Genomic DNA, 24032 nt, shown 5'->3' on the forward strand with positions numbered 1-24032 from the left:
ATTTCATCGCTACCTCCTTATTTTTATTTCACCATTGTACTCAATTGAGCTAAATGTGCTTTAAGTTTCGGTAAATATTTAAGGGCATATTTTTTCACATCTTTATCCGATGATTTAGACCCTGCCTCGAAAAGTGCAACAACATTTTGATGATCCTTTAAGCTAGTTGCAAGATAAGCGTTGTCAAAATTTTCGCCTTTCAACTGGTTAAGGTTCGTGATTGATTGTTGCATATCGGCATCGCTAAGCATCGCAAAACCTTCAACCATAACACCTTTTGGCTGGCCCGTATTTCCTGCTTCACCTTGATTTTGATTTCGCGAGGTATCCAGCAAATTTGTAGGAGCCGAATCCACTCTACCATCGGGCCTTTGCCCTTCTGGCAATTTACTCGTTGGTAAACTTATGTTTTTTGTTTTTGCTAGGCTTAAAAGCTCCTGGTTTGCCTTAGTATGCAAGTCGAGAACGCTTGTTGAAAAACTTCTAATTTTTTGATCTTTAGAAATTTCAGCGGCTAATCCGCTCATCTGTAAACTTTTTATTCCATACCGCATAGCTTGAGCCATAAAAACTTCAGGCGGAAGAACATTTTGTTTTCGTTCGTGGATGATCACATTTACTGAAGGCGTAATACGTTCTGATGCGTTAGCGCTTGCTGCAATTGATAAGCCGATAACAAATGCAAAGCTTGATTTAAGATTTCTCATAATTTTAATAGCTGATGTAGTTAATCAACTTAAAAAAACGTAAAAAAGTTTGCGCAAAATTTGATTTGAAATAGACGGTGAATAAAAGAAGTTAATAACTCAGGCAATGTGAACAACTAACTTAAACATCTGAAAATGAAAGACGTTAAGCATATATTACTCAACGTAAAGCTTATGAAAAAGTGCATATTTGTAGTAGAAGATAATCCCAGTATCAGAGAGATTATCGAGTTCTTACTCACCGAGGAATTGTATGAGGTAAAAGCCTGCAGCAATATCAGTGATTTTTGGAATCAAATGCGGCTAAATATTCCAGACATGGTGATTTTGGATATCATGTTACCTGATGGAAATGGCATTGAGATATGTACACAATTGAAAGCCAATGTCAAAACACATCACATTCCGGTGATGATGATGTCCGCAAATAATCACTTAAACGCGGTAAAAGCTAAATGTACGGCAGAAGATTTTATTAACAAACCATTCGACTTGAATGATTTCGCAGGTCGTGTGGAACGTTATTTACCGAATTAGTTTATCTAAAAAGTGACGAGCCACAATGCTTACAAAAAAGCGCATCCGAATCGTGCCCTTCTAAGCTGCAACTTGGGCAAGATTCGGGCATTTCCTTTTTAGATTTTGCAGCAACAGCAATATCATGGGTAATAATTCCTGTAGGTACAGCGATAATGGCGTATCCAATAAGCATAACCACCGAAGCAACAAATTTTCCCATTGGGGTGATTGGAGAGATATCGCCGTAGCCTACCGTAGTTATGGTTACTATTGCCCAATAAATACTCTCTGGAATATTCGAAAAACCATTTTCCCGCTGCTCTACCAGATACATGATTGAACCTAAAATTACGGTGATCGTTAACACGGTAAGCAGGAAGATGCTAATTTTTCTAAAACTGTTTTTTAGCGCCTGCGTAAGGAAATTAATTTCGCTAAGAAATTCTCCAAGTTTAAAAATCCTAAAAACCCTTAATAATCTTAATGCTCTGAAGGCCAAAAGCGATTGTGCACCAATAAAAAATATACTTAAATACGACGGCAATAATGAAATAAGATCTATAATCCCCAGCAAACTAAATACATACCTCACTGGCTTTTTAATACTGATCAACCTCAAGACGTATTCTATGGTAAATAAGCCGGTAAACACCCACTCCACATGATAAAATAATTTACCGTATTTATTGTGGATGCTAACAACACTATCAAGCATTACTACTATGATACTGGTAAATATAGCAATGAGTAAACCCACATCAAAAGCTTTGCCTGCAGGAGTATTCGACTCGTAGATCACCTCGTGCAAACGGAAACGCCAATGCTTAGATGTTGTTGGTTTCATGCAGTAAAAATAATCATTTGGTATAATAATAGAGACATTTTCCGAGATAGCAATTGAGCGAAGCAAGTTATCGGATCAGGCTATGGAGCGGAAAAAAACTGTTTGTAAATTGCTTACTAAACATTAATCGTTGTAAATCTGTTAACCTGAGTATGGAGAAACTTCTACTTTTTTTCAATTTCATCTTCGTATTTCTTAATGCATCGGCACAATATAGCGACAGTACGAGTTACCATCTTGTGCTTTCCTCTACAGGCTCAATTAACAGAACAGACGATCAGCGTGCTTATTTATTAAACAATGGTTTAAACTTCGGAATGAAGAAGGAAACCTTCGTTTTAAACTCTACCACCAGTTGGCTTTATGGAAAACAAAACAACAACTTAAGCAATAATGATTTCTCGAGTACGCTTAACTTCAACCTGTTTAAAGGACCAGAACATTTTTATTATTGGGGTTTGATCAATTACAACACCAGCTATTCGTTAAAGCTAAAAAATCAATTACTTGCCGGCGGTGGCATTGCCTACAGTTTTCTTGATGAACCTAATTCCTACATCAATTTGAGTAACGGCATTCTATTCGATCAAAGTAGTTTGGTGGTTGGCAAGCGTTATAATACCTTACGTAATTCGCTCCGGTTACAGTTCCATTTTGCAGTTAAAGAAATCATCACCCTAGATGGAAGCCATTTTTTACAAAATTCTTTTTCAAGAGGTGGCGACTATATTATCAGATCATCTACAACAATAGGTTTAAAGCTCAGAAAGTGGATTAGCCTCACTACTGCGCTGAACTATAATAGATTGAATATCACAGAAAGAGAGAATTTAAATTTCACCTACGGTTTAAGTTTAGACAAATATTTTTGACCTCAAATCAACTGACCAATCTCATTTATGAGGAAAAGCAAAATTTGATTGAATGATAGACTATGTTGAAAATTATTACCCAATTTAAATAATTGATAAACAGATGAAAAGCTCATGATTTTATCTTTATCGAAATTTGGATACTTCAATTTCACATTCAAATTATAATTTTGCGTTATGGCAAACACGAACGTTAGAAAATCTATACAAAGTAAAATAGAATCTTTAGGCAAAGAAATCGAAAGCCTTAAACAAGAGTTATCGAAATGGGAAAAGATAGCTGCTGATTACGAAACAAATTCGGAAAGTATTGATCTTATCCTTTCTATACAAGTACCAGAAAAAAACGAGACAAAAGCAAAAAAGATTAGACTTTAGATAGGCGTTTTATTATTTCCAATTCGATACTCTTAAAACTTAATCTGGAGGCTATACATTCTTAACCGTCTTTTTTGGAAAAAAGACAAAACCTTTAGAATAATGACACTGTTTTACAAGTAGTTAAAACAAAAATTATTCCTATGAAAAAGTTAATGATTTTAATGCTACTTGCTAGTTTTAGCTTGGGCACTATTGCGCAAACCCGGCCAGATACCGTTAAAAAGAAAACTGAATGGCCTAAAAAGAAACCAGATAAAAAAGATCCCTCAAAGAGAGATACCATGAAAAGGGATACAATGAAAAGAGATACTACAAGGAAATTACCACCGAGGTAAATAAATTGAAAGCCCAGATGATTTGTCTGGGCTTTTTTTTATAATATCGTTCCGATACTCAATAAATTTCTAAAACATATTTTCCAATCAGAACAATAACAAGTCCTGAATGTTAACTTTATCATAAAAACCAATTTAAAAAATTATGAGTTTAACATTAGAAGTAGTAGAAAAAATATCAGCCGCCGCTAAAGCAAAGGCAACTGAAATTGGTGTTCCCATGAATATTGCTGTTGTAGATGAAGGTGCAAACTTAAAAGCATTTCATAGAATGGATAATGCTTGGCTTGGATCTATTGATATTTCCATAAAAAAAGCAAAAACGTCAAGATTTTTCGACATGGATTCTGGCGAAATCGGCAAGTTATCACAGCCTGGCCAACCACTTTACAATATCGAACACTCAAACGGAGGATTAATTAGCTTTCCAGGTGGAGTAGTTTTGAAAGATGAATCAGGTAAGGTAATTGGCGCCATCGGTGTTTCTGGAGGAAGCGTTGAGCAAGACCATAAAGTAGCAAGTGCAGGAGCTGCAGCGCTCAAAAGTTAAAAATCCATAAATGTTAGATGCACTTATGCATCTAACATTTTTTCAAATACATCTTTAAAAATCCCAAAATTATTTCTTCTCTAACTGCTCTAATCTATTGCCGCATATTACTATGATCTTAAACATCGACTGGAAAAATTTCTTCATTGGAGAGGAGAACTGGGAGTTTATGTTAGAAATAGCACTCCGAACTTTTATTATGTATTTTATAATTTTAGTTGGGTTAAGGCTTTTAGGAAAACGTGGCGTGAGGCAGCTTTCTGTTTTTGAACTGGTAGTGATTATCAGTTTAGGTTCTGCTGCAGGAGATCCGATGTTTTATAAAGAAGTTGGGCTTTTAATCCCTGTAATCATATTTTTTATTATTGTTGGCGCCTATCGGCTCACCACATTTTTAACTGCAAAAAGCGAAAAACTAGATGATCTGATAGAAGGCAAACCTGTTTATCTAATCAAAAACGGACAGTTCAATATTGAAGAGTTTAAGAAAGAAACACTCGCACAAGATGAGTTTTTCTCAGAACTAAGGCAGCAAAGTATTTCTCATTTAGGGCAAATAGATACTGCTATCCTTGAAACATCTGGTACACTGAGCGTATTCTTTTACACAGATGATCAAGTAAAACCTGGCTTGCCCATCTTGCCAGAGTTATTTGCTAAAAAAACCAAAATACTTCAACCAAATACCAACTATGCCTGTACATTTTGTGGACACGTAGCAGAAGTAAATGAAGAATCAACTTTTCTTTGCCCAAATTGTAAACATGACGAGTGGGCAGCTGCCCTCCATAATTGCAGGGTTAAGTAACAGCAACTTTATTCAAAAATACTAGCAAACAATTTGTTTGAATAAAGCTTCGCCTGATGATCGTAAATATGAGAAGTACTCATAATTTCGTTCACCCCAAATTTGGAAACAAATGCGGCTAAGTTCAGTTTAATGGTATCTTTACTGCCAATAAACGAATAATATAACATCTGCTCAACGGCTTCTTTTTCCAGCTGATCCCAATGGGCATTGATATTTTCTACAGGTGGCTTAAGTCGCTCTCTCCTTCCTGTTATCACACCTAAAAACATTTTCTTAACCGAACTCGATAAGAATTCAGCTTGCTCATCTGTGTCGGCCGCAACCACATTAACGCAGGCTATAACATAAGGTTCGGCAAGAAAAGCAGAAGGTTTAAAATTATTTTTATAGATACCTACTGCCTGTTCAAATAATGCTGGTGCAAAATGACTGGCAAAAGCGTAAGGTAATCCTTTCTCTGCTGCTAATCTTGCACTATCGGTACTAGAGCCTAATACCCAAATTGGAATATCGAGTCCTTCGCCTGGAATGGCACGAACTTTTGAATGAAGATTATCGGCAGAGAAAAGTTGCTGTAACCGCTCAATATCTTTCGGAAAGTTATGTGCAGCATGCATGTTTTCTCCCCTTATGGCCATTGCAGTAATTTGATCTGTTCCTGGCGCTCTGCCTAAACCTAAATCTATTCGATTTGGATAAAGTGAAGCCAGTGTTCCAAATTGCTCTGCTACAATTAAAGGAGAATGATTTGGCAACATAATCCCGCCCGACCCAACACGAATAGTTTTGGTACCTCCGGCAATAAAACCTATCAATACCGCTGTTGCCGAACTTGCCACGCCTGCCATATTGTGGTGTTCGGCAAACCAATAACGGGTATAGCCAAGAGCTTCTGATTGTTGGGCAATTTCTAAACTTGTTTTAAATGTATCGGCTGCAGTATATCCATCTAATACGGTAGCTAAATCGAGAACGGAATAAGGAATATGTTTTAATGAAGTGATATTCATGTGCGCTTTTTGTAATTAAAGCACAAAAATATCTTTAAAAAACATGGCTTGCATCTTCTCAATTGTTATATGACCTTCAAGATACAAATGCGTCCTTTAACAGCAAAAGTAGGTAGGTAGTATACATTGACGGCAACAAATTGTGTATTTTTTTATCAGTTTTTGTAGTGTGCTACAGTCACCATGAAAGTTATCATCTTGTATATCAAATCCTTTACAATCATTGATTTTGCAGTATTTATCCAACTAAAAGTACTTTTAATGAAACTAGTGGTAGCGTAAGGCAAATAAGCTATTATAAATAAAAATGCATTTAGCGAAATCATCATGAGTAGTTATACGCGAATAAATAACAGTTAATGTTAGCGGTATGAAGTTTGTCCATTGATAGACAATCACCTTAAAACATTATCCCATGAATAAAACAGAATTTAGCAGCATTGTTAATAGCAATGCAAGCTCGCTCCGCTCTCATGCATTACAATTTACCAAAGACCTGGACGACGCCAATGATCTTGTTCAAGATACATTGATGAAAGCTATCCGGTTTTTTCACAAATTTGAGGAAGGATCGAATTTAAAAGGCTGGCTCTTCGTAATCATGCGTAATACTTTTATCAATGATTATCGTAAAACAGCTAAGAAAAATGCTTTGATTACTACAGAGGAGGAAATCACTTATGCAAATTTAAGTCATAGCGCCACGAGAAATGTGGCTGAGAACAAGTTCATGATGAATGATATTCAAGGTGCATTGGATAGGTTGCCGAAAGCTTACCGCGATCCATTTGTGCGCTACTTCGAAGGTTACAAATATCATGAAATTGCAGAAGAATTAGGATTACCTATTGGTACTGTAAAAACACATATCCATCAGGCCAGAATTGAGTTAAAGAAAAACCTCAAAAATTATAAAACAGACGCCTACTACAGGCCATAATAAAAAGCCCCGACTCAAAATCGGGGTTTTTTATTTAGGTTGATTTTTCATCTGCATCAGCATCAGAGCCACTTTGATCCGTGCTAACATCTCCTAACTGGTTAAAATCACCATTCTCATCATAAGCTTTATCAGCATCACTGCCATCCAACTCCTCATTAGGTATCACTCCTAATTTATCTTTTTTGTCTTCATTCTTTTCTTGATGATCCTTTTTTTGATTGTCCGTGTTCATAAGCTTGATATTTCTTATTAAACAATCAATCTAATAGCTAAAAGTTTGAAGTTTTTAATTTTTGTTATCTGTAATCCTATCCTCCTGCTCATTTTAAAACATTATTGCAGAGCAACAAGCAGCTTAATCAGTGTTAATTTTTTTTTGTCTAACGGCAGTTCATTCGCTTTCAATAGGAACTCGTATCAATGCTTCAGCTTTAGTCAACACAGTCGATACCTATCAATTACTACTTTCGGAAGCCACCATTTTCAAATTCTCAAAACATTAAAATATTAATGGTGTTGATTTTTTAAAGGATTAACATGAGAGATACCCATTATATATTAGCGGCATTGTGTTTTACGGTTGTAGCAAGCTGTACAAGTTCAGAAAATAAATCCGAGAGCGGTCAAAAACTAGCTTCTGATACTATAGTTGCCGATACCGGAATCAGCCAGATTAGCAAATCAATCACATTAGACAGTACCGACACAAAATTTTTAAAGAATGTTGCGATAAGTAATTTAACGGCAATCGAATTCGCGAATAAAATTATTCAACTGGACGCGAAAAGTGATCTAATTTCATTGGCAAAAAAACTAGTTTCCGATCATAAAGCCTATCAGGTTTCATTGGAAAATTTAGCGAAGAAGAAGGGCTATCAATTGCCACAAACGCTGCCGCAAACCCCAATTCAAAACGTAAAAAAACTAGAGACTTATGAAAAGGAAGATAGGAATGAATATTTTCTTCAGTCGGTTATTGAAGAATATCAAAAGACAATAGATCGTTTTGGACAGGCAACAACTTCCAAAGATGCAGATATAGCGGCGTTCGCAACACTTACTAAACCTAAGTGGGAAGTTACATATGGACAAAGCAAGAAACTTGAGAAAGAGCTAAGAGAGCAGAAGACAGGTCAAGGAAATGACCCAAGGCAATAAAATACTCCTTAACGATTTTTAATAATCATGCTCATTTCTGGAAACCCTTTTTTCAACGCAGGCTGAACAAATGAGAAAATTATTGCCAATACAAATGCTGCTAAAATACAATAGAAACTAGCTTTGGAGCTAAATTCCATTTGATCAGGTCTCCTGCCTTGTTCCATGTTAAATCAAGAATAAATTATAGGGATAGTAGATCAAAGACAATTAAACCCAGAGAATGTTTTACAAACAGAAAATATTCTAATATTATTTTAATACTAAGTTAATAATGATGACAAAACGCGATACACAGAAACCCTACAATCTCCTCATTGATGGCCTTAGTGCAATAGGCATGGGTTTAGGAATTTATTTGCCGCGACCAACAATAGAAAAAAGAATAGCGAAAAGTGTAAATTTAGCTGATTCAAGCATTAATAAAACACTATCACATTCCCCTGAGAAAGCATTTTCCAATCCACTAACTTTCGAACTAGCCGGTTTAGGTGGAATAGCGCTTTATCGCTTTTACCAAGGCCTAAAAAAGGGCAAAAAAGCAAATATTGTGGAGGGATTTTTTTTAACCTCTATATTGGCGGCAGCCATAATTTACCAGGCTACTTTGCCGAAAAACCAGTCGGTAAAATAGATTAAAAAGGGAGGAATTTCATCATTCGATATTTTCAATGATAGAAGAAATAGTTTCTAAGTGATGCCCAGCTTAACTGGGCATTGCGATAGCGCCAAGGATATTTTGGGAGCATTGCAACTCCCGTTTCACTTAAACTATTATTTTTAATGAAACAAAGAATTAATTGTTGGAGCTCTCTATTCGCACTATGCATTTTCGATAGTGGAATACCAATTAATAGGATGAGATCGCAGACTCATTCCGTCACGTTCTACGTGGTATAAAATGATTGGAATGGAGAAATCGATCATCCGTTCTACCTTCTTCGATAGTCGCCCCAAAAAGTCGATACTTGAGATGCCTTCTTTCAAGTGAACGTAGATCACTGTTGGTGTTTTAAACTCGAAACGTTCAATCATTCCTGGCCATTCGTTCCTAATACGATTGAGGAAATTAGGAATCTTAATGTACTCTAAATTTCTTTCCATAATTAAGAATTTGATTGTCTTAAAATAGAAAATCTATCCCAGTTAACCTAGAAAATACTACATCTCCACAACTTTTTTACAAAGTATTTCTGATTAATTGAACGCCGTTAAAAGCCATTAAACGTAATTTTTAACGTATTTATTCGGGTTCGTTTGAACTGTGAATGATTAACTTTATCGTTTTAACCAGTTAAATTTATGCACAATCGAATTTTAGTATTGGATGATGACCCCTCTAATGGAGATGTGCTCTGCATGATTCTGGAACAAGAAGGTTATCAAACTAAGTGCATTTATTCCGCATTGAACGTTTTCGAAATCATAAATACTTTCAATCCTGATATTCTCTTTTTAGATATTCATTTAGGAGCCGAGGACGGGAGATTATTATGCAATAAAATTAAGGATCAGTTAGGCGCTAAAAAGTTACCCGTCATATTAATTTCTGCGATGTCGCCCAATCAAATCGACACGATCCAATCGAAAGCAGATGGTATAATTTATAAGCCATTTGAAATTGATGAAGTGATTGCTACAGCTAAAAAATTCACTCAAAACCAATAAACGTTTGATTTGATAGAGGGCTAACAGACTAACCCCTAAAAGTATTAGTACGCGATAATATACTCATTTTAAAAAAGGCCAAATTTCCGCTCGAAAATTTGGTCTTTTGATTAGATAGCGTAGCCGTTCAAAATAGAAAAGCGTACTAAAGCTGCTGTATTTTTGCAACCTGTTCTATCAATTAACGCTTGCCTTAAACCTTCAACTGTTCTTCTACTTAGAAAGAGTTTATCGGCCATTTCCTGATTGGTCATTCCCTCACCTATCAACTTTAAAACACTTAACTCCCTTTCTGAAAACTGAAGACGATGATTTTGCTCAGGAGACAACATAACTAGCTGACTATTATATCTTTCCAATATAGAAATACATAAACTCGACGAGATATATTTATGGCCTTTCATTACATGTTGAAGGCAAAACATCAATTCATCGGCACCTACACTTTTTAATAAATAGCCGTTCGCTCCAGCTAAAAAAGCGTTAGAAGGATATTTTTCATCCTCCAGAACACTAAGCAATACAATTTTTAGGTTTTTAGATTTCTTTTTTACCAGCGGAATCATTTCGATACCGTCCATTTCGGGCATCATTACGTCCGATAAAATGATATCAGCCTGAATGCCAGTATCAATTAAATTAAGTAGTTCTCTTCCATTGGCAACATCGGCTACAACTTCAACCGATTCGTATTTATCCATAAGTGCGGTAAGCGACTCACGCATCAAGTGATGGTCATCTACCAGGATTATTTTGATCATAAACCAAATATAATTGAAGGAAATTGATTCAGAAAATGGGGCATTTCGCGTAGTCGCGAATATGGCTCTAAAAGCAACGATTCAAGTATTTATTTGGGTAATTCTACAAAAAAAGTGGTCCCTTTTCCCGTTTCGGTTTCAAACCAAATTCGTCCGTTGTGCAACTTTACAATGTTGTAAATAATGCCCATTCCTAAGCCACCAGAATCCCGGCCAACTAAGCCAGCTCGAAATCCTTGCTCTGCCCTTTCAAACAAACCTTCCCTCATGTCTTCAGGTATTCCCCTGCCATTATCATAAACTGAAACCACCACCGCATTCCCTACATCATTTACGGTTACGCCAATGGTACCATTTTCATCAGTAAACTTTATCGAATTAGAAATTAAATTGTTAATTACTTGTAGAAATTTCATTCCATCGATTGATAGGTAAATTTTATCCTGATTGCTGCTGAACTTAAAATTACGAACATTGCTCAACCTTGATCGTCTATAATAACGTAAGGCATCTTTTAGCTCCCACACCAATTCCAACCTGTCTTTATTAATTTCTATGATGTTGCTCTTTATAAATTCGTGATTGATGACGCTACGCACTAATCGCGTGTTCCGATCACACATATCTACGATAAAGCTTAACGACTTTTGCAGATTTTTATCACCAATTTTGGCTACCTCTTTCTCCATCGATGATGCGGTTAACTTCATCATGCCAAGAGGTTCCTTTAAATCATGTGATAAAACTTCGAGTGTAATATTTTTCCTGTAATTGATTTGATCGATAAGCAGCTTATTGTGGCGTTCTACAGTGATATCCTCGGCTATGCCACAAATGATTACTTCCTCATCTTTAATCGGATACAAACTCACTTTTACGTATTTCTCTCTGGAATTTTCAAAACCTAGTCGAAATTCATATTTCTTAGGTTCCATATCTTCCAAACATTCTTCGTAACAGGAAATAACATGTTCTACATCATCACTGTAAACTTTGCCTAGAAATAATTTTGGTTTCTGCAGAAGAGATTCTTTATCGACTTCCCAAATATGGGCCAACGCAGCATTAATATAAATAAAATCTTCAGTTTGCAAATTGTAGATGAAGTATCCATCATCAGCACTTTCCCCAATTCTATAAAATAATTCAGTACTTATCTCCTTCATTTGGTGGTGTATTAATTAGGCATCAAAAGCAATTCATGAACACAAAATAATGCTATATGGTTTTATTTATTTTCTTAACGGCGTTTTAAGCCTTTATGGTAGCTTTTGAAAACTTGCCCGTAAAATAAAAGGTATTGAGTGATAGCGAAATAATAAAATGAACCAGTGATATTGAAATCTATTAAATTTTCATTTGTAACTTAGTGGCATGACAATGCAGGAGCTCCAGGAACTAGAAGATTTTTTTACAAAAGCAGGAAAACAACCTGTGCCTATTTTTTTGAACCAAGCAACAGAGATTACAGATTACGATCATTTTTTGCAAAGTCATTTCCAGCCTTTGAAGGCCAACCTCACATCCAAAGTAAATCAGCCGCTTATCCATAGGCTTAAAACCCTTAAATTAATTATCGAATCGAACGCGTAGCAGTTATTTTCGATCGGTATGCCCTAAATCCTTATCCGGACTTACATGATCTCGAACTAATTTTTTAAGCTCCTTGATTTCGGGGAAACGTTCCATCACGCCGCGATCAAAAATGACTTGCTTATCAATAGTAATGGTAAATTTACCACCGGTTTCGCTTGGAACTAGCATTATGCCCTTAATTTCATCTGTAAAAGTGTTCAAAATTTCTTGCGCCATATAGGCCGAACGCAACATCCATCCGCATTTCGGGCAATATTCAATGGTGATTGTAGGTTTCATTTTACCAATATATCAATATCTTTTTGTTAGCCTTTTTAATTTCAAATTTTCTGCTGCAATTAGGTCGGCTACTTTTTTAATATAGATTTAAAAAATTTCCAACTATATTGGCAAAAGTTAGTTATTCTATTCAGCCTTATCCTTTTTTTTATGACGAAGAACATCTTTATAGCATCTGCAGAGCCTTATACCGGAAAATCAGTGATTGCATTTGGAATGATAAACATGCTGCTGGCTAAAACCCAAAAAGTAGGTTATTTTAAGCCAATCATTGCTCAAGAAGATCCAAATCAAAAAGACGAACACGTAGAAGCTATGCTCGACTACTTCGCATTGCCGATTCGTTACGAAGATGCTTTTGCCTTTACCCGACAGGATATGCTTCACCAGGCTGAAGATAGCGGCACAATTATCAATACGATCATCAGTAAATATAAAAAATTAGAAGATAATTACGATTTCACTGTAATTGAAGGAAGCGATTTTTTAGGCGAAGGCAGCGCCTTTGAATTTGAATCGAATGCGTTGATGGCCAAAAACCTGGGTGCTCCGGTTTTGATTGTGGTATCAGGAAAGGGAAAAACGGCAAGTCAGTTATTTAAAAGCGCCATCAATATTTACCGCAACTTTTTGTTAAGAGATGTGCAGGTTTTGGGTGTGGTGGCCAACATGGTTAATCCTGAAGAAGCAGAACGTATTAAACAGGCCTTAACCAATCAATTACCGCCAGAATTATTAATAGCCGTAATTCCTATTGAAAGTGGTTTGCAAAGCCCAACTATGAAAGAAATTGCAGCTGCGCTTGATGCTGATATTTTATTTGGTGCCGATTTGCTTGATAATCAAGTTGATAATTTTGTAACCGGTGCGATGATGCTGCCGAACTTTTTAAGGCACATTAAAGATAATCTGCTCATTGTAACCCCTGGTGACCGGGGCGATATTATCATCGGATCGTTACAAGCCAACTTATCTGCCAACTACCCTAAAATTGCCGGAATTGTACTTACAGCAGGAAGTTTACCCGATGAACCAATGATTAAACTTATCGAAGGTTTGCAAACCATTATCCCAATTATTGCAGTTCAAAAGGGAACATTTGAAACCACTACAACCATTGGTTCTATTCATTCTAAAATCACGATAGATAACAAGAAGAAAATTGAGTTAGCCATAGATATTTTTGAAAAACATGTTGATTTAAAAGCGCTTGATGATAAAATTATCACATTCAGTTATCAGGGCATCACCCCGCACATGTTTCAATACCAACTGGTAAAATGGGCCAAAAGAGAAAAGAAACACATTGTTCTTCCCGAAGGAAATGATGAGCGAATTTTGAAAGCAGTTGAGAAATTGATTGCCCAGGATATTGTTGACATTACTTTGCTGGGCGATCCATTGGAAATTAGTAATTCTATCAAACGACTTGGCTTAAATCTGGACCTGAACACCATTCATATCCACAATCCTGCGCTTTCCGAGCAATACGATTCCTATGTAGAAACTTTGCACGAGTTGAGAAAGGCTAAAAATGTAAATCTGGAAATGGCTCGGGATATGATGACAGATGTTTCTTATTTTGGAACGATGATGGTTTATAAGGGCGATGCCGATGGAATGGTTTCTGGCGCAGTGCACACCACTCAACATACTATCCGCCCGGCATTACAGTTTGTGAAAACCAGACCAGGCGTTTCCGTAGTGTCATCAATATTTTTTATGTGTTTACCCGAACGGGTAGCCATCTTTGGCGATTGCGCTGTAAACCCAAATCCAACCGCACAACAACTTGCAGAAATTGCTATTTCATCAGCAGAAAGTAGCGCAAAATTTGGCATTGAACCAAGAATTGCCATGCTATCTTATTCATCCGGTACTTCTGGAGAGGGTGAAGATGTGGAACGCGTGAGGGAAGCTACCGCAATTGTTAGGGAAAGATATCCTGAGCTTAAAATCGAAGGACCGATCCAATATGATGCCGCTGTAGATCCTATAGTTGGCAAGCAAAAAATGCCGAATTCGGAAGTTGCGGGCCGGGCAAGTGTTTTGATTTTCCCGGATTTAAATACTGGAAACAACACATACAAAGCTGTGCAACGAGAAACAGGGGCATTAGCCATTGGGCCAATGTTGCAGGGATTAAATAAACCTATCAACGATCTCAGTCGGGGTTGTACTGTTGATGATATTTTTAATACGGTAGTAATTACCGCGATACAATGTCAAGACCTATAAAAAAATAACATGAATATTTTAGTTATAAATTCTGGGAGCAGTTCCCTAAAGTATCAACTTTTTAAAATGCCTGAAAAAGCGCCAATTGGTAGCGGATTGGTTGAACGCATTGGCATTGAAGGCTCTTTCATTAAACATACGGTTTACGCAGGCGGAGAGAAATTTGTAACCGAAAAAAATGGTTTCATTACCGATCACGGCGAAGGTTTGAATCAAGTTTTGGCTTTGCTAAGCGAGGGCGAACGAGCGGTTATTGCTAGTCCGGATGATATTGCTGCTGTTGGGCACCGTGTGGTGCATGGAGGTGAACACTTCACTGGACCTACGTTAATAACAGAAGAAGTGAAGGCGCAGATTAGAAAACTTTTTTCTCTGGCCCCACTCCATAACCCTGTTAATTTGAAATGCATAGAAGTTGCCGAACAAACCTTTACTAAAGCTAAACAAATTGCGGTTTTTGATACCGCTTTTCACCAAACCATTCCACAGGAAGCATTTCGGTATGCTATTCCAAATCGGTACTACAAGGAACACGGCATTCGTGTATATGGATTTCATGGAACCAGCCACAAGTATGTGAGTGAGCAAGCGATTAAATGGCTGGATAAAAAAGATTCGAAAATCATCTCCATCCATCTGGGAAATGGCTGCAGCATGACTGCCGTTCAAAATGGAAAATCGATAGATACCAGTATGGGTTTTGGCCCTTTAAGTGGATTAATGATGGGTACGCGTTCCGGCGATATCGACCCTTCGGTGATCTTTCATCTAATAGAACATGCGGGTTATAGCCTTGATCAGTTGAGTACATTGTTTAATAAACAATCGGGATTGTTGGGCGTAGGTGGTTCGAGCGATATGCGTGACATTGGAAAGCTGGCTACTGAAGGTAGTGATGGTGCAATTTTAGCGCTCCAGCTTTATGCTTACAGAATTAAAAAATTTATCGGTGCTTATGCGGCAATTTTAAATGGCCTTGATGCTATCGTATTTACAGCCGGTGTTGGAGAAAACGACAAATTAATGCGTGCTTCCGTTTGCGATGAGCTGAATTATCTCGGTATTGAAATGGATGCCGAAAGTAACTCAAATTATTCGGGCGGAATTGCAGAGGTGAGTACCAATGAATCCAGAGTGAAAATTCTGGTGATCCCAACCAATGAAGAATACGAAATTGCCCACCAATGTTTTGGGCTATTGGCCTAATTAAAAATCCATCAATCAGCTTTTTTGAGCTGATTGATGGATTCAATTTCACCCTTCCAAAACCGATAGAATATTTCCTGATGGATCTTTGAACCAGGCAATCTTCGGCCCTTGCTCCCCTCTCGAGATGCCTTTCTCATCAGTTTTAAGATATTCTGAATCGTATTGTTCGAATTTTATTCCTTTAGCAATCAAATCATCTACAGCTTCATCAATATTGTTAACAGGAAAATTTAATACAGTAAAAGTTGCCGGTTCATGATTATCTTTTGGGTAGAGCATGATGTTTTCATTTCCTTCCAGTTCCAACCCCAATATCCCCATCTCTCCCACTTTGGTTTTCAAACCAATTAACTCATAAAATGCTTTTGCCTCTTCAATGTTCTTTACAGAGAATGAACTAAATGTTTTGCTTGTTTGTAACATGATGATATAAAAAATAGTAAAACAATATTTGGAGCGCTTGTATCAGTTAACTCTTCCAGGCACCGATTAATCTTCTTATTACTACTATTTCTGCAGTGTGATAGGCATTATGATCGGCAATTTGCAGCGCTTCGCGAAGTAGTGTTTGTCCCTGCCCATGTGGAATTTGGCTGTAAAGATCTGCCGATTCCATTAATTCAATAAACTCTTTTAGGTCAGTTTCTATACGGGCAATGGTTTTATTCCAGGCTTCTTCGCTTTCTGGAGCAACCTCTTCCGGCCAATACTGCTCAGGCCATTTCGGAGATTGATGATTGCCATCTTTACTAAATTCAAGCATATCCCATTGAGCTATACGGATATGTTCTGCCAATTGCCAGATGCTGTAAGGCAGGAGATCAGGCTTTTTTGAAACCTGCTCAATCGTTAAATCTGCAAGTGCTTCTTTCAAACCTACATGCGCTCCTCCGCCCTTTAATAATTTTTTAAGTTCGTTAATTAAAATTGAAGTATGATTTTCCATGTGGTAAAGGGTATAGTAAAGAATTAACAAAATAGAAAGCTTATGGTTTGGGTGGTTATTTTCTATTACTTTTGATCATGAACTTTCAAGATTTATTTCCAGTTTTAAATCACAGCACCTACTTAAATACTGCTTATTCTGGCATTCTAAGCAAACCGCTATTAGAATGGCGCAACAAACACGATGTTGAGTATCTAAATGAAGGAAGCAATTTTAGGGTAAACCAGGCTACGATAACCGAAGATTTAAGAAGGAAACTTGCTGAAATTTATCAGGCAGAAAATATCTTTTTAACCCCAAACTTTTCTTTTGGTTTTAATACCTTGCTGAATGGGCTAGATCAAAACCATCGATTTTTGCTTCTAAAAGAAGATTATCCTTCCCTTGCCTATCCAGTAAAAACTTTAGGTTTTGAATTTACAGAAGTTGATATTGATATAAACCTTGAACAGAATATTATTAAAGCAATTGAAGATTTTAAACCTACGGCTTTTGCATTCAGTATGGTGCAATATATTAGTGGTTATAAATTATCAGAAGACTTCATCAAGAAAATCAAGCAAACCTATCCCCAGATTTTGTTGATGGCCGATGGAACCCAGTTTTGCGGTACAACGCCCTTTAACTTTAAACAATCAGGTTTAGATGCACTCATTTCGAGCGGCTATAAATGGTTGCTTTCTGGATTTGGAAATGGATTCACTTTGTTATCAGAACAATTAATTGGCGAACTCTATCAAGATCGGGTGAATAAAAAACTTCCAACAGCGCCATTTTTAATCGGAAAAAGTCATTTGGATATGTGTTTTGAACCTGGCCACTTAGATACCTTAAATTTCGGTTCGCTTTATCACAGCCTTAACTTCTTACAATCTACTGGGTTTGTGCAAATCGAAAAAAGCAACCAGTTGCTTTGCCAAAAGGCCAGATTAGAATTTTATAAGAGAGGCTTACTCCCAGTTTGGATGACAGAAAGAGAAAGCCAATCAACCATTATCAGCTTACCTTTGGAGGAAAAATTAGTGCAAAAACTAGCTGGAGCTAACATTCTATGTTCAGCAAGGGGCGCTGGAACGAGATTTTCGTTTCATTTTTATAATACTGAAGATGATTTACAGAAACTGCTTGATGTGCTTGATGGCAAAAGTTAATCTACTTTCCAAACGGCATCTGTAAAATATTCCTGATGATCGAAAAAACGATGTATCGGGTTAAAGCCAGATTTTTTAGCCAACGCATCTACATCTTCGAGAGAATATTTTTGTGAGATCTCCATATAGATAAATTCGTTTGCGTCGAAGTGAATGGTTTCATCGCCTACGTTTACCCACTGCTCTTGCAAACTGATTAAATAACTTTTACAAGCTCCGGTTTCTGGATCGTATGATGCGTAATGATCGAACTTTGAAACATCAAAATCACCATCTAATTCATTATTTATCCGATCCAGAAGATTCAAATTGAATGAGCGGGTAATCCCCGCAGAATCATTATAAGCTGCCAAAATCTGTTTCGGATTTTTCTTTAAATCAAATCCGATAATTAGCAAATCATTTTGGGAAAGCTCATTGCGTAAATCACAGCAAAACTGTTCGGCGTCGGTTAAGTTCATATTACCGATATTGGCGCCCATAAATAAAACAACTTTCCGGCGACTAGAAATCTCCTTTGCTTTTTTAAGCATCTTAAAGTAATCCCCATTAAGTCCCTCCATTTTCAACTGAGGTAGTTTTTTAGGTAGATTTTCTTCCAGATCGTTGATTACATGCGTTGAAATATCAATAGGAAAATAGGTAAAGGTAAGCTGTTGTTTTAACAAGGCATTTAATAGATGAATAGATTTTGTCGCATCGCCGGCTCCAAGCTCAATCAAATCAAAGGGTTGATTATCAACCGCAATAAATCTTGCTAATTCTGAAGATTGTTGCTCCATAATCTCCATCTCTGCATCAGTAAGGTAGTATTCATCCATATCCATGATTTGCTGAAATATGCGATCGCCTTTTTCATCATAGAAATATTTTGAGCTTAAAAACTTAGGTTTACTTTGCAATCCTTGTAAAACATCAGTTAAAAATGATGTACCAACTGGCGCAATCTGATTGGTAATAATAGAATCCATAGGTTACTTTGCTAATCTTATGCCTGTAAATTGCCACCTTAAATGTGGATGAAAAAAATTGCGGTAAGTGCTGCGTTCATGTCCTTGAGGTGTGGCAACCGATGCACCACGAAGCACTTTTTGGTTTACCATAAATTTGCCGTTATACTCTCCGAGTGCACCTGGTGCTTTACTAAAACCGGGATACGGCAAATAAGCACTTTCGGTCCACTCCCATCTTGCCCCCCAATTCAATTGCTGTGCTGCTATTTCCCACTCAAATTCGGTAGGCAAACGCAAACCCTTCCAACTGGCAAAGGCATAAGCTTCGTAATAACTTACATGGGTTACGGGTGCTTTGAGGTCGATCGATTGCAAGCCATTAAGCGTGTAGTTAAACCAGGCATCATCTATCTTGCTCCAGTACATGGGTGCTACAATTTGATTGTTGTTTACCCAATCCCAACCTTCCGCGTGCCACAGGCTAAAATTTTTATAACCACCAGCTTCAATAAAATCCAAATATTCTCCGTTCGTTACCAAAGCGGTACTTATGGCGAAATTCTGAAGATATACTTTGTGTCTCGATAGTTCATTATCAAAGCAAAAGCCATTACCGCTGTATCCAACTTCATAAACGCCTTCCGGAACAGCTATCATTTGTGGTTCAGATGACGGTAAGCTTTTATCTTTCCAGTTTATATCGTACACTGGAAACAACGGATTATTACCTAAAATATATTTGATATCGGTTAGCAGGAGTTCCTGATGTTGTTGCTCATGATTAAAACCCAAAAGCAGCAATTCTGTTAACTTCTCATCAACAGGGCAAGAAAGTAATTTAGCCATGGCTTCATCTACATAAGCACGATATTGATAAACTTCGTTCACGCTTGGCCGGCTTAAATTACCACGATCGGTACGGATTACCCTTGTGCCAACGGTTTCATAATAACTGTTAAAAACGTAATTATAATCTGGATTAAACTCCTGGTATTCTGGCGAGAAGGGTTTCAAAATAAAGGTTTCGAAAAACCAGGTGGTATGGCCCAAATGCCACTTTGGAGGGCTAACGTCAACTATCGGTTGAACTACATAATCCTCCGTTTGCAAAGGCTCACATATTTCTTCAGAATGCTTTCTAATTAGCAAGTATTCTTCGCTTAAATTCATTTATTGTTATTGTTGTTGTCTAGATATTGCTTCAGATCTGTGATAGAATAAACACCAAGTTCTTTTGATTGTTTTCTACGCATCATTAAAGCATAAGAATTATTAAAACCAATTGGAGTTAACCATTTAATTCCGAACTTCTTGATGAATTCATCTTTAACGTAGTCGTAGGTTTTATCTTTATCATGAGCAATTTTCTTTGCAAAATCTGCATTGGGTTTTAGCAAAACCAACAATCCGGTTCCTGTATATTCAGGATAAAAATCTATTTGATCGTTAACTAATGCATCGAAGCAAATTTTTGTGCCGCCCAAACCCGTTTTAGTAGCCACCTGATAATTGGTATTTCCCTGGATAAGCATTTTATACATTTCTGCAAGAATGTACTGTTCGCCGAAAATTTTAGAACCTATGCGTACCGTTTTTCCCTTAGCATTTAGCGGCGACTTATACAAATTCTGACTTATCAGGAACTCCTTTGCAACCCGCTCCGGACTTTGGTGTAATTGATCCGTTTTGTAATTAAGATCAGTCATAATTGAATCGTTAATTTTGCCTTCAAGAAGATTTAGTGTTTTTTCTAATTCAGGAAACTTTTTTAGGGAAGATGTTCTAACAATTGGTGCTGCATAATAAGGTGGAAAAATGCCTTTGTCATCCTCTAAGATGATCAGGTCGAATGCCTTCAATCTTCCATCGGTAGAATATCCGCTAATTACATCCAATTCTTTCTCAAAAGCTGCTTTGTACATTACCGCATCACTAATTACAATCGTATGGATTTTTAAACCGTAAACGGATTTTAACCCTAAATCGCCATCCTGTCTACCCATAAACTCTGGCGTAAAACCAGCAGTAAGCGAACTTCCATAAGCTTTAGGCAGCAAATAAAAGCCACTCAAAGTTAAAATCACAATAGGAAGAATGATTAATTCCCGCTTTAGTTTCTTGATATTTAGGTTTTGAAGTAGCGCCAATAAGGCATCTAATAAAATGGCCAATACTGCTGCCGGGATTGCACCAGCGAGAATCATATTGGTATTGTTCAATGATATTCCGCCGAAAATAAATTCACCCAAACCACCCGCAGCGATGTACGATGCCAGCGTTGCGACGCCCACATTGATGACGGTAGCTGTTCGTATTCCAGCTAAAATTACAGGCATAGCTAGCGGAAGCTCTACTTTAAACAGAATTTGTTTCGCACTCATTCCCATCGCCTTCGCAGCCTCACGTACATTAGCATCTATGCCAACAATGCCCGTATAAGTGTTTCGGATAATAGGCAAAAGCGCATAGATGAGCAGCGCAACAATAGCAGGTTTCGCGCCAATTCCTAATAATGGAATCATAAATCCCAATAAGGCAATGCTCGGAATAGTTTGCAAAACACCCGCAAAAGCCAAAACCGACCCTGACAGTTTCCGTTTTCTGGCTATCAAGATGCCCAAAGGCACACCAACCAAAACCGCAAAAAACAGCGAAATAAAAGTTAATCCCAAGTGTTGGAGGGCTTGATTGAATAGCTTATCTGACTGTTCTGCCATAAATTGCCACAGGCTTTGCTGGTTCTCATTCATGGCGATTCCCTTTTTGATATAAACTAAATGCCGCGGTTAATTTATCGAAATCGATATTTTTATAACTACCGGATTTATTTTTAACCTCAACACTGGTTTGTGTTTGCAGCTTTTCCATTGTATCCCACATGCTTTCGGTAGATGGAATAGCGTTGGGTGTCTGTGTATCTGTTGTTGGTAAAAAATCCCATAAATCTTCTAATGAAACAGCTTTAAAAGCTAATGATAACTTTTCGCCTGCCAAAAAATCCTTTGCAAACTTATTTACGGGCTTAAAAAGTAATTCTTTTGGTGTTCCTATCTGGATAATTTTTCCTCTATCCATCAAACAAATGCGGTCTGCAAGTTCAAAAGCTTCATGAATATCATGCGTCACCATCACCATGGTTTTCCGTTTAAGTTCTTCCAAAGCCTTAAATTCTTTTCTGATGCTGGTTCGGGTTACATTATCAAGAGCGCCAAATGGTTCATCCATCAATAAAATAGATGGATCGGTTACCAATGCCCTGGCTAAGCCAACGCGTTGTTGTTGTCCACCGCTTAATGCATTTGGAAACATAGATAAATACTGTTCTGATAAATGGAGCTTTTCTAAAATTTCCTGAGTTCGTAATATCGTTTTTTTATTATCCCAGCCCAGAAGTTTGGGTACAATGGCAATGTTTTCTGCCACCGTGTAATGTGGAAACAAGCCATTATTCTGCAGCACGTAACCAATGCTTCGACGCAAAATCTCTGGTTTTTCTCCCGCAATATTCTTGCCGTTAATGTTTATCTGTCCCGAATCTGGTGCAATCAGTCGATTAATCATTTTAAGGGTAGTTGTTTTACCACAGCCACTTGTGCCCAGCAGAATCAAGCTTTCTCCTGGCAATACTTCAAAAGAAATCTTTTTAACGGCTTCATTGCCGCCAAAACTTTTACTTATTCCATTAACACTAATCATCTAATCTCATAAAAAGATTGTTCAATGATTCTGTATAGGTTGGGTGGGCAAAAATGCCATATCGAATTTTATCATAGGTGATACCGCCTTGCATAGCCATTTGCAAAACCGACATAATTTCGCCCCCATCCGCAGCAATTACTGTAGCTCCTAAAATTTTCTTGGTTTTAGTGTCAACCACAGCTTTCATCAAACCAAATGTTTCTCCGGTTTCAATACCACGGGCAACATTAGCCATTGGCAACAGGGCAACTTTGTAATTTAAACCTCGCTCCTTTGCTTCGTTTTCCGAAATTCCTATCCTTGCCAGTTGCGGATCAGTAAACATGCAGTACGGAACCGGACGCCCCTTTGTAGAAATGTTTTTCTTTTTTACCAGGTTTTGGTAAATGATTACATGGTCGTTATAAGCAATATGTGTAAATGCCGGACCACCGTTAACATCGCCCAAAGCATAAATACCTTTAACATTAGTCTCTAACTTCGTATTCACGATCACATGACCTTTCTCATTGGTTTTTACCCCACAATAGTTTAGACCCAGATTTTCGGTTTGTGGTTTTCTACCGGCCGCAACCAGTATATGAGTACAAGTAATGCTTTTATTTTCTGATTTTTGCTTTAGACTAATTGTTAACCCGCTTTTCACTTTCTTAATTTCAGACACTTCTACTGAGGTCAAGAACTTAATGTCTTCGTTCCCTAAAACTTTGCAAATCTCATCAGAAACATCATGATCTTCTCTTGCTAAAACATGGGATGATTTCTCGAGAATAGTTACTTTACTGCCAAAGCGGCTAAACATTTGGCCAAACTCCAAACCAATATAATTGCCACCAATGATAACAAGATGCTCTGGAATTTCAGTTAAATCTAATATCGAAGTTGAAGTGAGATATTCCACTTCATTCAAACCTTTAATTTCTGGAATTACCGTACTCGCACCAGTATTGATAAAAATTAAATCTGCCGATAAATTTTCGCTTCCTCCATCATTCATTTCCACTTTGAGTTCCTTTTTCCCTATGAAAGTCGCGGCTCCCATATATAGCTTCAAACCCTTCGTTGATTCAATTCCTTTTTGAGCAGACTCTTGAAATAATTTTACAATTCCGTCTTTCCGCTTTTTGATTTCTTTAAGATCGACTTTAATGTCTCCAATTACAACACCAAGTTTCTCGGCATTTTTGGCTTGGAATGCTGCCCGGGCTGAGGCAATCATTGTTTTAGTTGGTGTACAACCGTCGTTAATACAGGTACCACCCACAATTCTTTTCTCAACAAGTGCTGTTTTCATTCCAGCATTTGCTAGTTTTTTAGCAAGCGGAATTCCCGCCTGTCCGGCTCCAATGATAATGACGTCGTAGTGTTTCATGTTAAGTGATTACAGCAGTAAAACGAGGAA

The 24032-nt window shown here is 37.3% G+C and carries 28 protein-coding genes; 13 read left to right on the top strand and 15 right to left on the bottom strand.

Features of this window, described 5'->3' with window-relative positions; genetic code table 11:
* Positions 1 to 23: 23 nt before the first annotated feature.
* Entirely contained in the window at positions 24 to 707 is a 684-nt protein-coding gene (locus tag ASE92_RS10985; RefSeq protein ID WP_056850151.1) for a DUF4142 domain-containing protein, read from the bottom strand.
* Positions 708 to 881: 174 nt separating this feature from the next.
* Between ASE92_RS10985 and ASE92_RS10990 the strand changes: the two genes are divergently transcribed.
* A complete protein-coding gene (locus ASE92_RS10990; RefSeq protein WP_056850413.1) occupies positions 882 to 1244 on the top strand; it encodes a response regulator transcription factor in 363 nt (120 codons plus the stop codon).
* A gap of 1 nt (position 1245) precedes the next feature.
* Here the strand turns inward: ASE92_RS10990 and ASE92_RS10995 are convergent, their stop codons facing one another.
* A complete protein-coding gene (locus ASE92_RS10995; RefSeq protein WP_056850152.1) occupies positions 1246 to 2070 on the bottom strand; it encodes an ion transporter in 825 nt (274 codons plus the stop codon).
* 152 nt (positions 2071 to 2222) lie between these two features.
* On the opposite strand from ASE92_RS10995, the gene ASE92_RS11000 reads away from it, so the two are divergent.
* The 5 genes from ASE92_RS11000 to ASE92_RS11020 all read left to right on the top strand — a co-directional run bounded on the left by ASE92_RS11000 (position 2223) and on the right by ASE92_RS11020 (position 5016).
* Positions 2223 to 2942 carry a DUF481 domain-containing protein gene (locus ASE92_RS11000; RefSeq protein ID WP_056850153.1) on the top strand — a complete coding sequence of 240 codons (720 nt, stop codon included), beginning with the start codon at positions 2223 to 2225 and terminating at the stop codon, positions 2940 to 2942.
* A gap of 177 nt (positions 2943 to 3119) precedes the next feature.
* Positions 3120 to 3320, top strand: coding sequence for a hypothetical protein (locus tag ASE92_RS11005; protein WP_056850154.1), 201 nt, complete (start codon positions 3120 to 3122; stop codon positions 3318 to 3320).
* Positions 3321 to 3463: 143 nt separating this feature from the next.
* On the top strand, positions 3464 to 3658 hold the full coding sequence (locus ASE92_RS11010; protein ID WP_056850155.1) for a hypothetical protein: 195 nt from the start codon (positions 3464 to 3466) through the stop codon (positions 3656 to 3658).
* Between the two features lie 145 nt (positions 3659 to 3803).
* On the top strand, positions 3804 to 4208 hold the full coding sequence (locus ASE92_RS11015; protein WP_056850156.1) for a heme-binding protein: 405 nt from the start codon (positions 3804 to 3806) through the stop codon (positions 4206 to 4208).
* A 112-nt stretch (positions 4209 to 4320) separates the two neighbouring features.
* Complete coding sequence (locus ASE92_RS11020) at positions 4321 to 5016, top strand: DUF421 domain-containing protein (RefSeq protein ID WP_056850157.1); 696 nt, start codon at positions 4321 to 4323, stop codon at positions 5014 to 5016.
* Between the two features lie 8 nt (positions 5017 to 5024).
* On the opposite strand, the gene ASE92_RS11025 is transcribed toward ASE92_RS11020, so the two are convergent.
* Positions 5025 to 6029 (bottom strand): LLM class flavin-dependent oxidoreductase, encoded by a 1005-nt coding sequence (locus tag ASE92_RS11025; protein ID WP_056850158.1) that lies wholly within the window; start codon positions 6027 to 6029, stop codon positions 5025 to 5027.
* Positions 6030 to 6444: 415 nt separating this feature from the next.
* Here ASE92_RS11025 and ASE92_RS11030 point away from each other — a divergent pair, with 415 nt between their 5' ends.
* Positions 6445 to 6969, top strand: coding sequence for an RNA polymerase sigma factor (locus tag ASE92_RS11030; protein ID WP_056850159.1), 525 nt, complete (start codon positions 6445 to 6447; stop codon positions 6967 to 6969).
* A 34-nt stretch (positions 6970 to 7003) separates the two neighbouring features.
* Here ASE92_RS11030 and ASE92_RS11035 read toward each other — a convergent pair whose 3' ends face one another.
* Positions 7004 to 7204 carry a hypothetical protein gene (locus ASE92_RS11035; protein WP_056850160.1) on the bottom strand — a complete coding sequence of 67 codons (201 nt, stop codon included), beginning with the start codon at positions 7202 to 7204 and terminating at the stop codon, positions 7004 to 7006.
* Positions 7205 to 7509: 305 nt separating this feature from the next.
* Between ASE92_RS11035 and ASE92_RS11040 the strand changes: the two genes are divergently transcribed.
* Both ASE92_RS11040 and ASE92_RS11045 read left to right on the top strand, forming a co-directional pair.
* Complete coding sequence (locus ASE92_RS11040) at positions 7510 to 8130, top strand: DUF4142 domain-containing protein (protein ID WP_056850161.1); 621 nt, start codon at positions 7510 to 7512, stop codon at positions 8128 to 8130.
* Between the two features lie 274 nt (positions 8131 to 8404).
* Positions 8405 to 8764, top strand: coding sequence for a hypothetical protein (locus tag ASE92_RS11045; protein WP_157255717.1), 360 nt, complete (start codon positions 8405 to 8407; stop codon positions 8762 to 8764).
* A 188-nt stretch (positions 8765 to 8952) separates the two neighbouring features.
* Here ASE92_RS11045 and ASE92_RS11050 read toward each other — a convergent pair whose 3' ends face one another.
* Positions 8953 to 9234, bottom strand: coding sequence for a hypothetical protein (locus ASE92_RS11050; protein ID WP_056850163.1), 282 nt, complete (start codon positions 9232 to 9234; stop codon positions 8953 to 8955).
* Positions 9235 to 9432: 198 nt separating this feature from the next.
* On the opposite strand from ASE92_RS11050, the gene ASE92_RS11055 reads away from it, so the two are divergent.
* Complete coding sequence (locus ASE92_RS11055; protein WP_056850164.1) at positions 9433 to 9798, top strand: PleD family two-component system response regulator; 366 nt, start codon at positions 9433 to 9435, stop codon at positions 9796 to 9798.
* A 110-nt stretch (positions 9799 to 9908) separates the two neighbouring features.
* Here the strand turns inward: ASE92_RS11055 and ASE92_RS11060 are convergent, their stop codons facing one another.
* From ASE92_RS11060 to ASE92_RS11075, 3 genes are all read right to left on the bottom strand, one after another.
* Complete coding sequence (locus ASE92_RS11060) at positions 9909 to 10559, bottom strand: response regulator transcription factor (RefSeq protein ID WP_056850165.1); 651 nt, start codon at positions 10557 to 10559, stop codon at positions 9909 to 9911.
* 89 nt (positions 10560 to 10648) lie between these two features.
* Positions 10649 to 11725: an ATP-binding protein gene (locus tag ASE92_RS11065; protein ID WP_056850166.1), complete on the bottom strand. Its 1077-nt coding sequence runs from the start codon at positions 11723 to 11725 to the stop codon at positions 10649 to 10651.
* Positions 11726 to 12155: 430 nt separating this feature from the next.
* Positions 12156 to 12434 (bottom strand): SelT/SelW/SelH family protein, encoded by a 279-nt coding sequence (locus ASE92_RS11075; RefSeq protein ID WP_056850168.1) that lies wholly within the window; start codon positions 12432 to 12434, stop codon positions 12156 to 12158.
* A gap of 150 nt (positions 12435 to 12584) precedes the next feature.
* Between ASE92_RS11075 and pta the strand changes: the two genes are divergently transcribed.
* Positions 12585 to 14672 carry a phosphate acetyltransferase gene (gene pta, locus ASE92_RS11080; RefSeq protein ID WP_056850169.1) on the top strand — a complete coding sequence of 696 codons (2088 nt, stop codon included), beginning with the start codon at positions 12585 to 12587 and terminating at the stop codon, positions 14670 to 14672.
* Between the two features lie 9 nt (positions 14673 to 14681).
* A complete protein-coding gene (locus ASE92_RS11085) occupies positions 14682 to 15878 on the top strand; it encodes an acetate/propionate family kinase (RefSeq protein ID WP_056850170.1) in 1197 nt (398 codons plus the stop codon).
* 48 nt (positions 15879 to 15926) lie between these two features.
* On the opposite strand, the gene ASE92_RS11090 is transcribed toward ASE92_RS11085, so the two are convergent.
* Positions 15927 to 16304, bottom strand: a complete 378-nt coding sequence (locus ASE92_RS11090; protein WP_056850171.1) for a VOC family protein — start codon at positions 16302 to 16304, stop codon at positions 15927 to 15929.
* A 46-nt stretch (positions 16305 to 16350) separates the two neighbouring features.
* Positions 16351 to 16827, bottom strand: coding sequence for a DinB family protein (locus ASE92_RS11095; RefSeq protein WP_056850172.1), 477 nt, complete (start codon positions 16825 to 16827; stop codon positions 16351 to 16353).
* Between the two features lie 77 nt (positions 16828 to 16904).
* Between ASE92_RS11095 and ASE92_RS11100 the strand changes: the two genes are divergently transcribed.
* Positions 16905 to 17978 carry an aminotransferase class V-fold PLP-dependent enzyme gene (locus tag ASE92_RS11100; RefSeq protein ID WP_056850173.1) on the top strand — a complete coding sequence of 358 codons (1074 nt, stop codon included), beginning with the start codon at positions 16905 to 16907 and terminating at the stop codon, positions 17976 to 17978.
* Here the strand turns inward: ASE92_RS11100 and egtD are convergent.
* Genes egtD through ASE92_RS11125 form a run of 5 tightly spaced genes read right to left on the bottom strand, consistent with a single transcriptional unit; the run spans position 17975 to position 24002 of the window.
* Positions 17975 to 18949, bottom strand: a complete 975-nt coding sequence (gene egtD / locus ASE92_RS11105) for an L-histidine N(alpha)-methyltransferase (protein ID WP_056850174.1) — start codon at positions 18947 to 18949, stop codon at positions 17975 to 17977. The genes ASE92_RS11100 and egtD overlap by 4 nt on opposite strands.
* Positions 18950 to 18952: 3 nt before the next feature.
* Positions 18953 to 20101: an ergothioneine biosynthesis protein EgtB gene (gene egtB, locus ASE92_RS11110; protein WP_056850175.1), complete on the bottom strand. Its 1149-nt coding sequence runs from the start codon at positions 20099 to 20101 to the stop codon at positions 18953 to 18955.
* Positions 20098 to 21681: an ABC transporter permease/substrate-binding protein gene (locus tag ASE92_RS11115; RefSeq protein ID WP_056850176.1), complete on the bottom strand. Its 1584-nt coding sequence runs from the start codon at positions 21679 to 21681 to the stop codon at positions 20098 to 20100. The genes egtB and ASE92_RS11115 overlap by 4 nt, the downstream gene beginning before the upstream one ends.
* Positions 21674 to 22627: an ABC transporter ATP-binding protein gene (locus tag ASE92_RS11120; RefSeq protein ID WP_056850177.1), complete on the bottom strand. Its 954-nt coding sequence runs from the start codon at positions 22625 to 22627 to the stop codon at positions 21674 to 21676. Before ASE92_RS11120 ends, ASE92_RS11115 begins: the two co-directional genes overlap by 8 nt.
* Positions 22620 to 24002 carry a mercuric reductase gene (locus ASE92_RS11125; RefSeq protein ID WP_056850178.1) on the bottom strand — a complete coding sequence of 461 codons (1383 nt, stop codon included), beginning with the start codon at positions 24000 to 24002 and terminating at the stop codon, positions 22620 to 22622. The genes ASE92_RS11120 and ASE92_RS11125 overlap by 8 nt, the downstream gene beginning before the upstream one ends.
* Positions 24003 to 24032: the final 30 nt, after the last annotated feature.

The organism is Pedobacter sp. Leaf41 (assembly GCF_001422545.1).
In the GTDB taxonomy this organism is placed as follows: Bacteria; Bacteroidota; Bacteroidia; order Sphingobacteriales; family Sphingobacteriaceae; genus Pedobacter.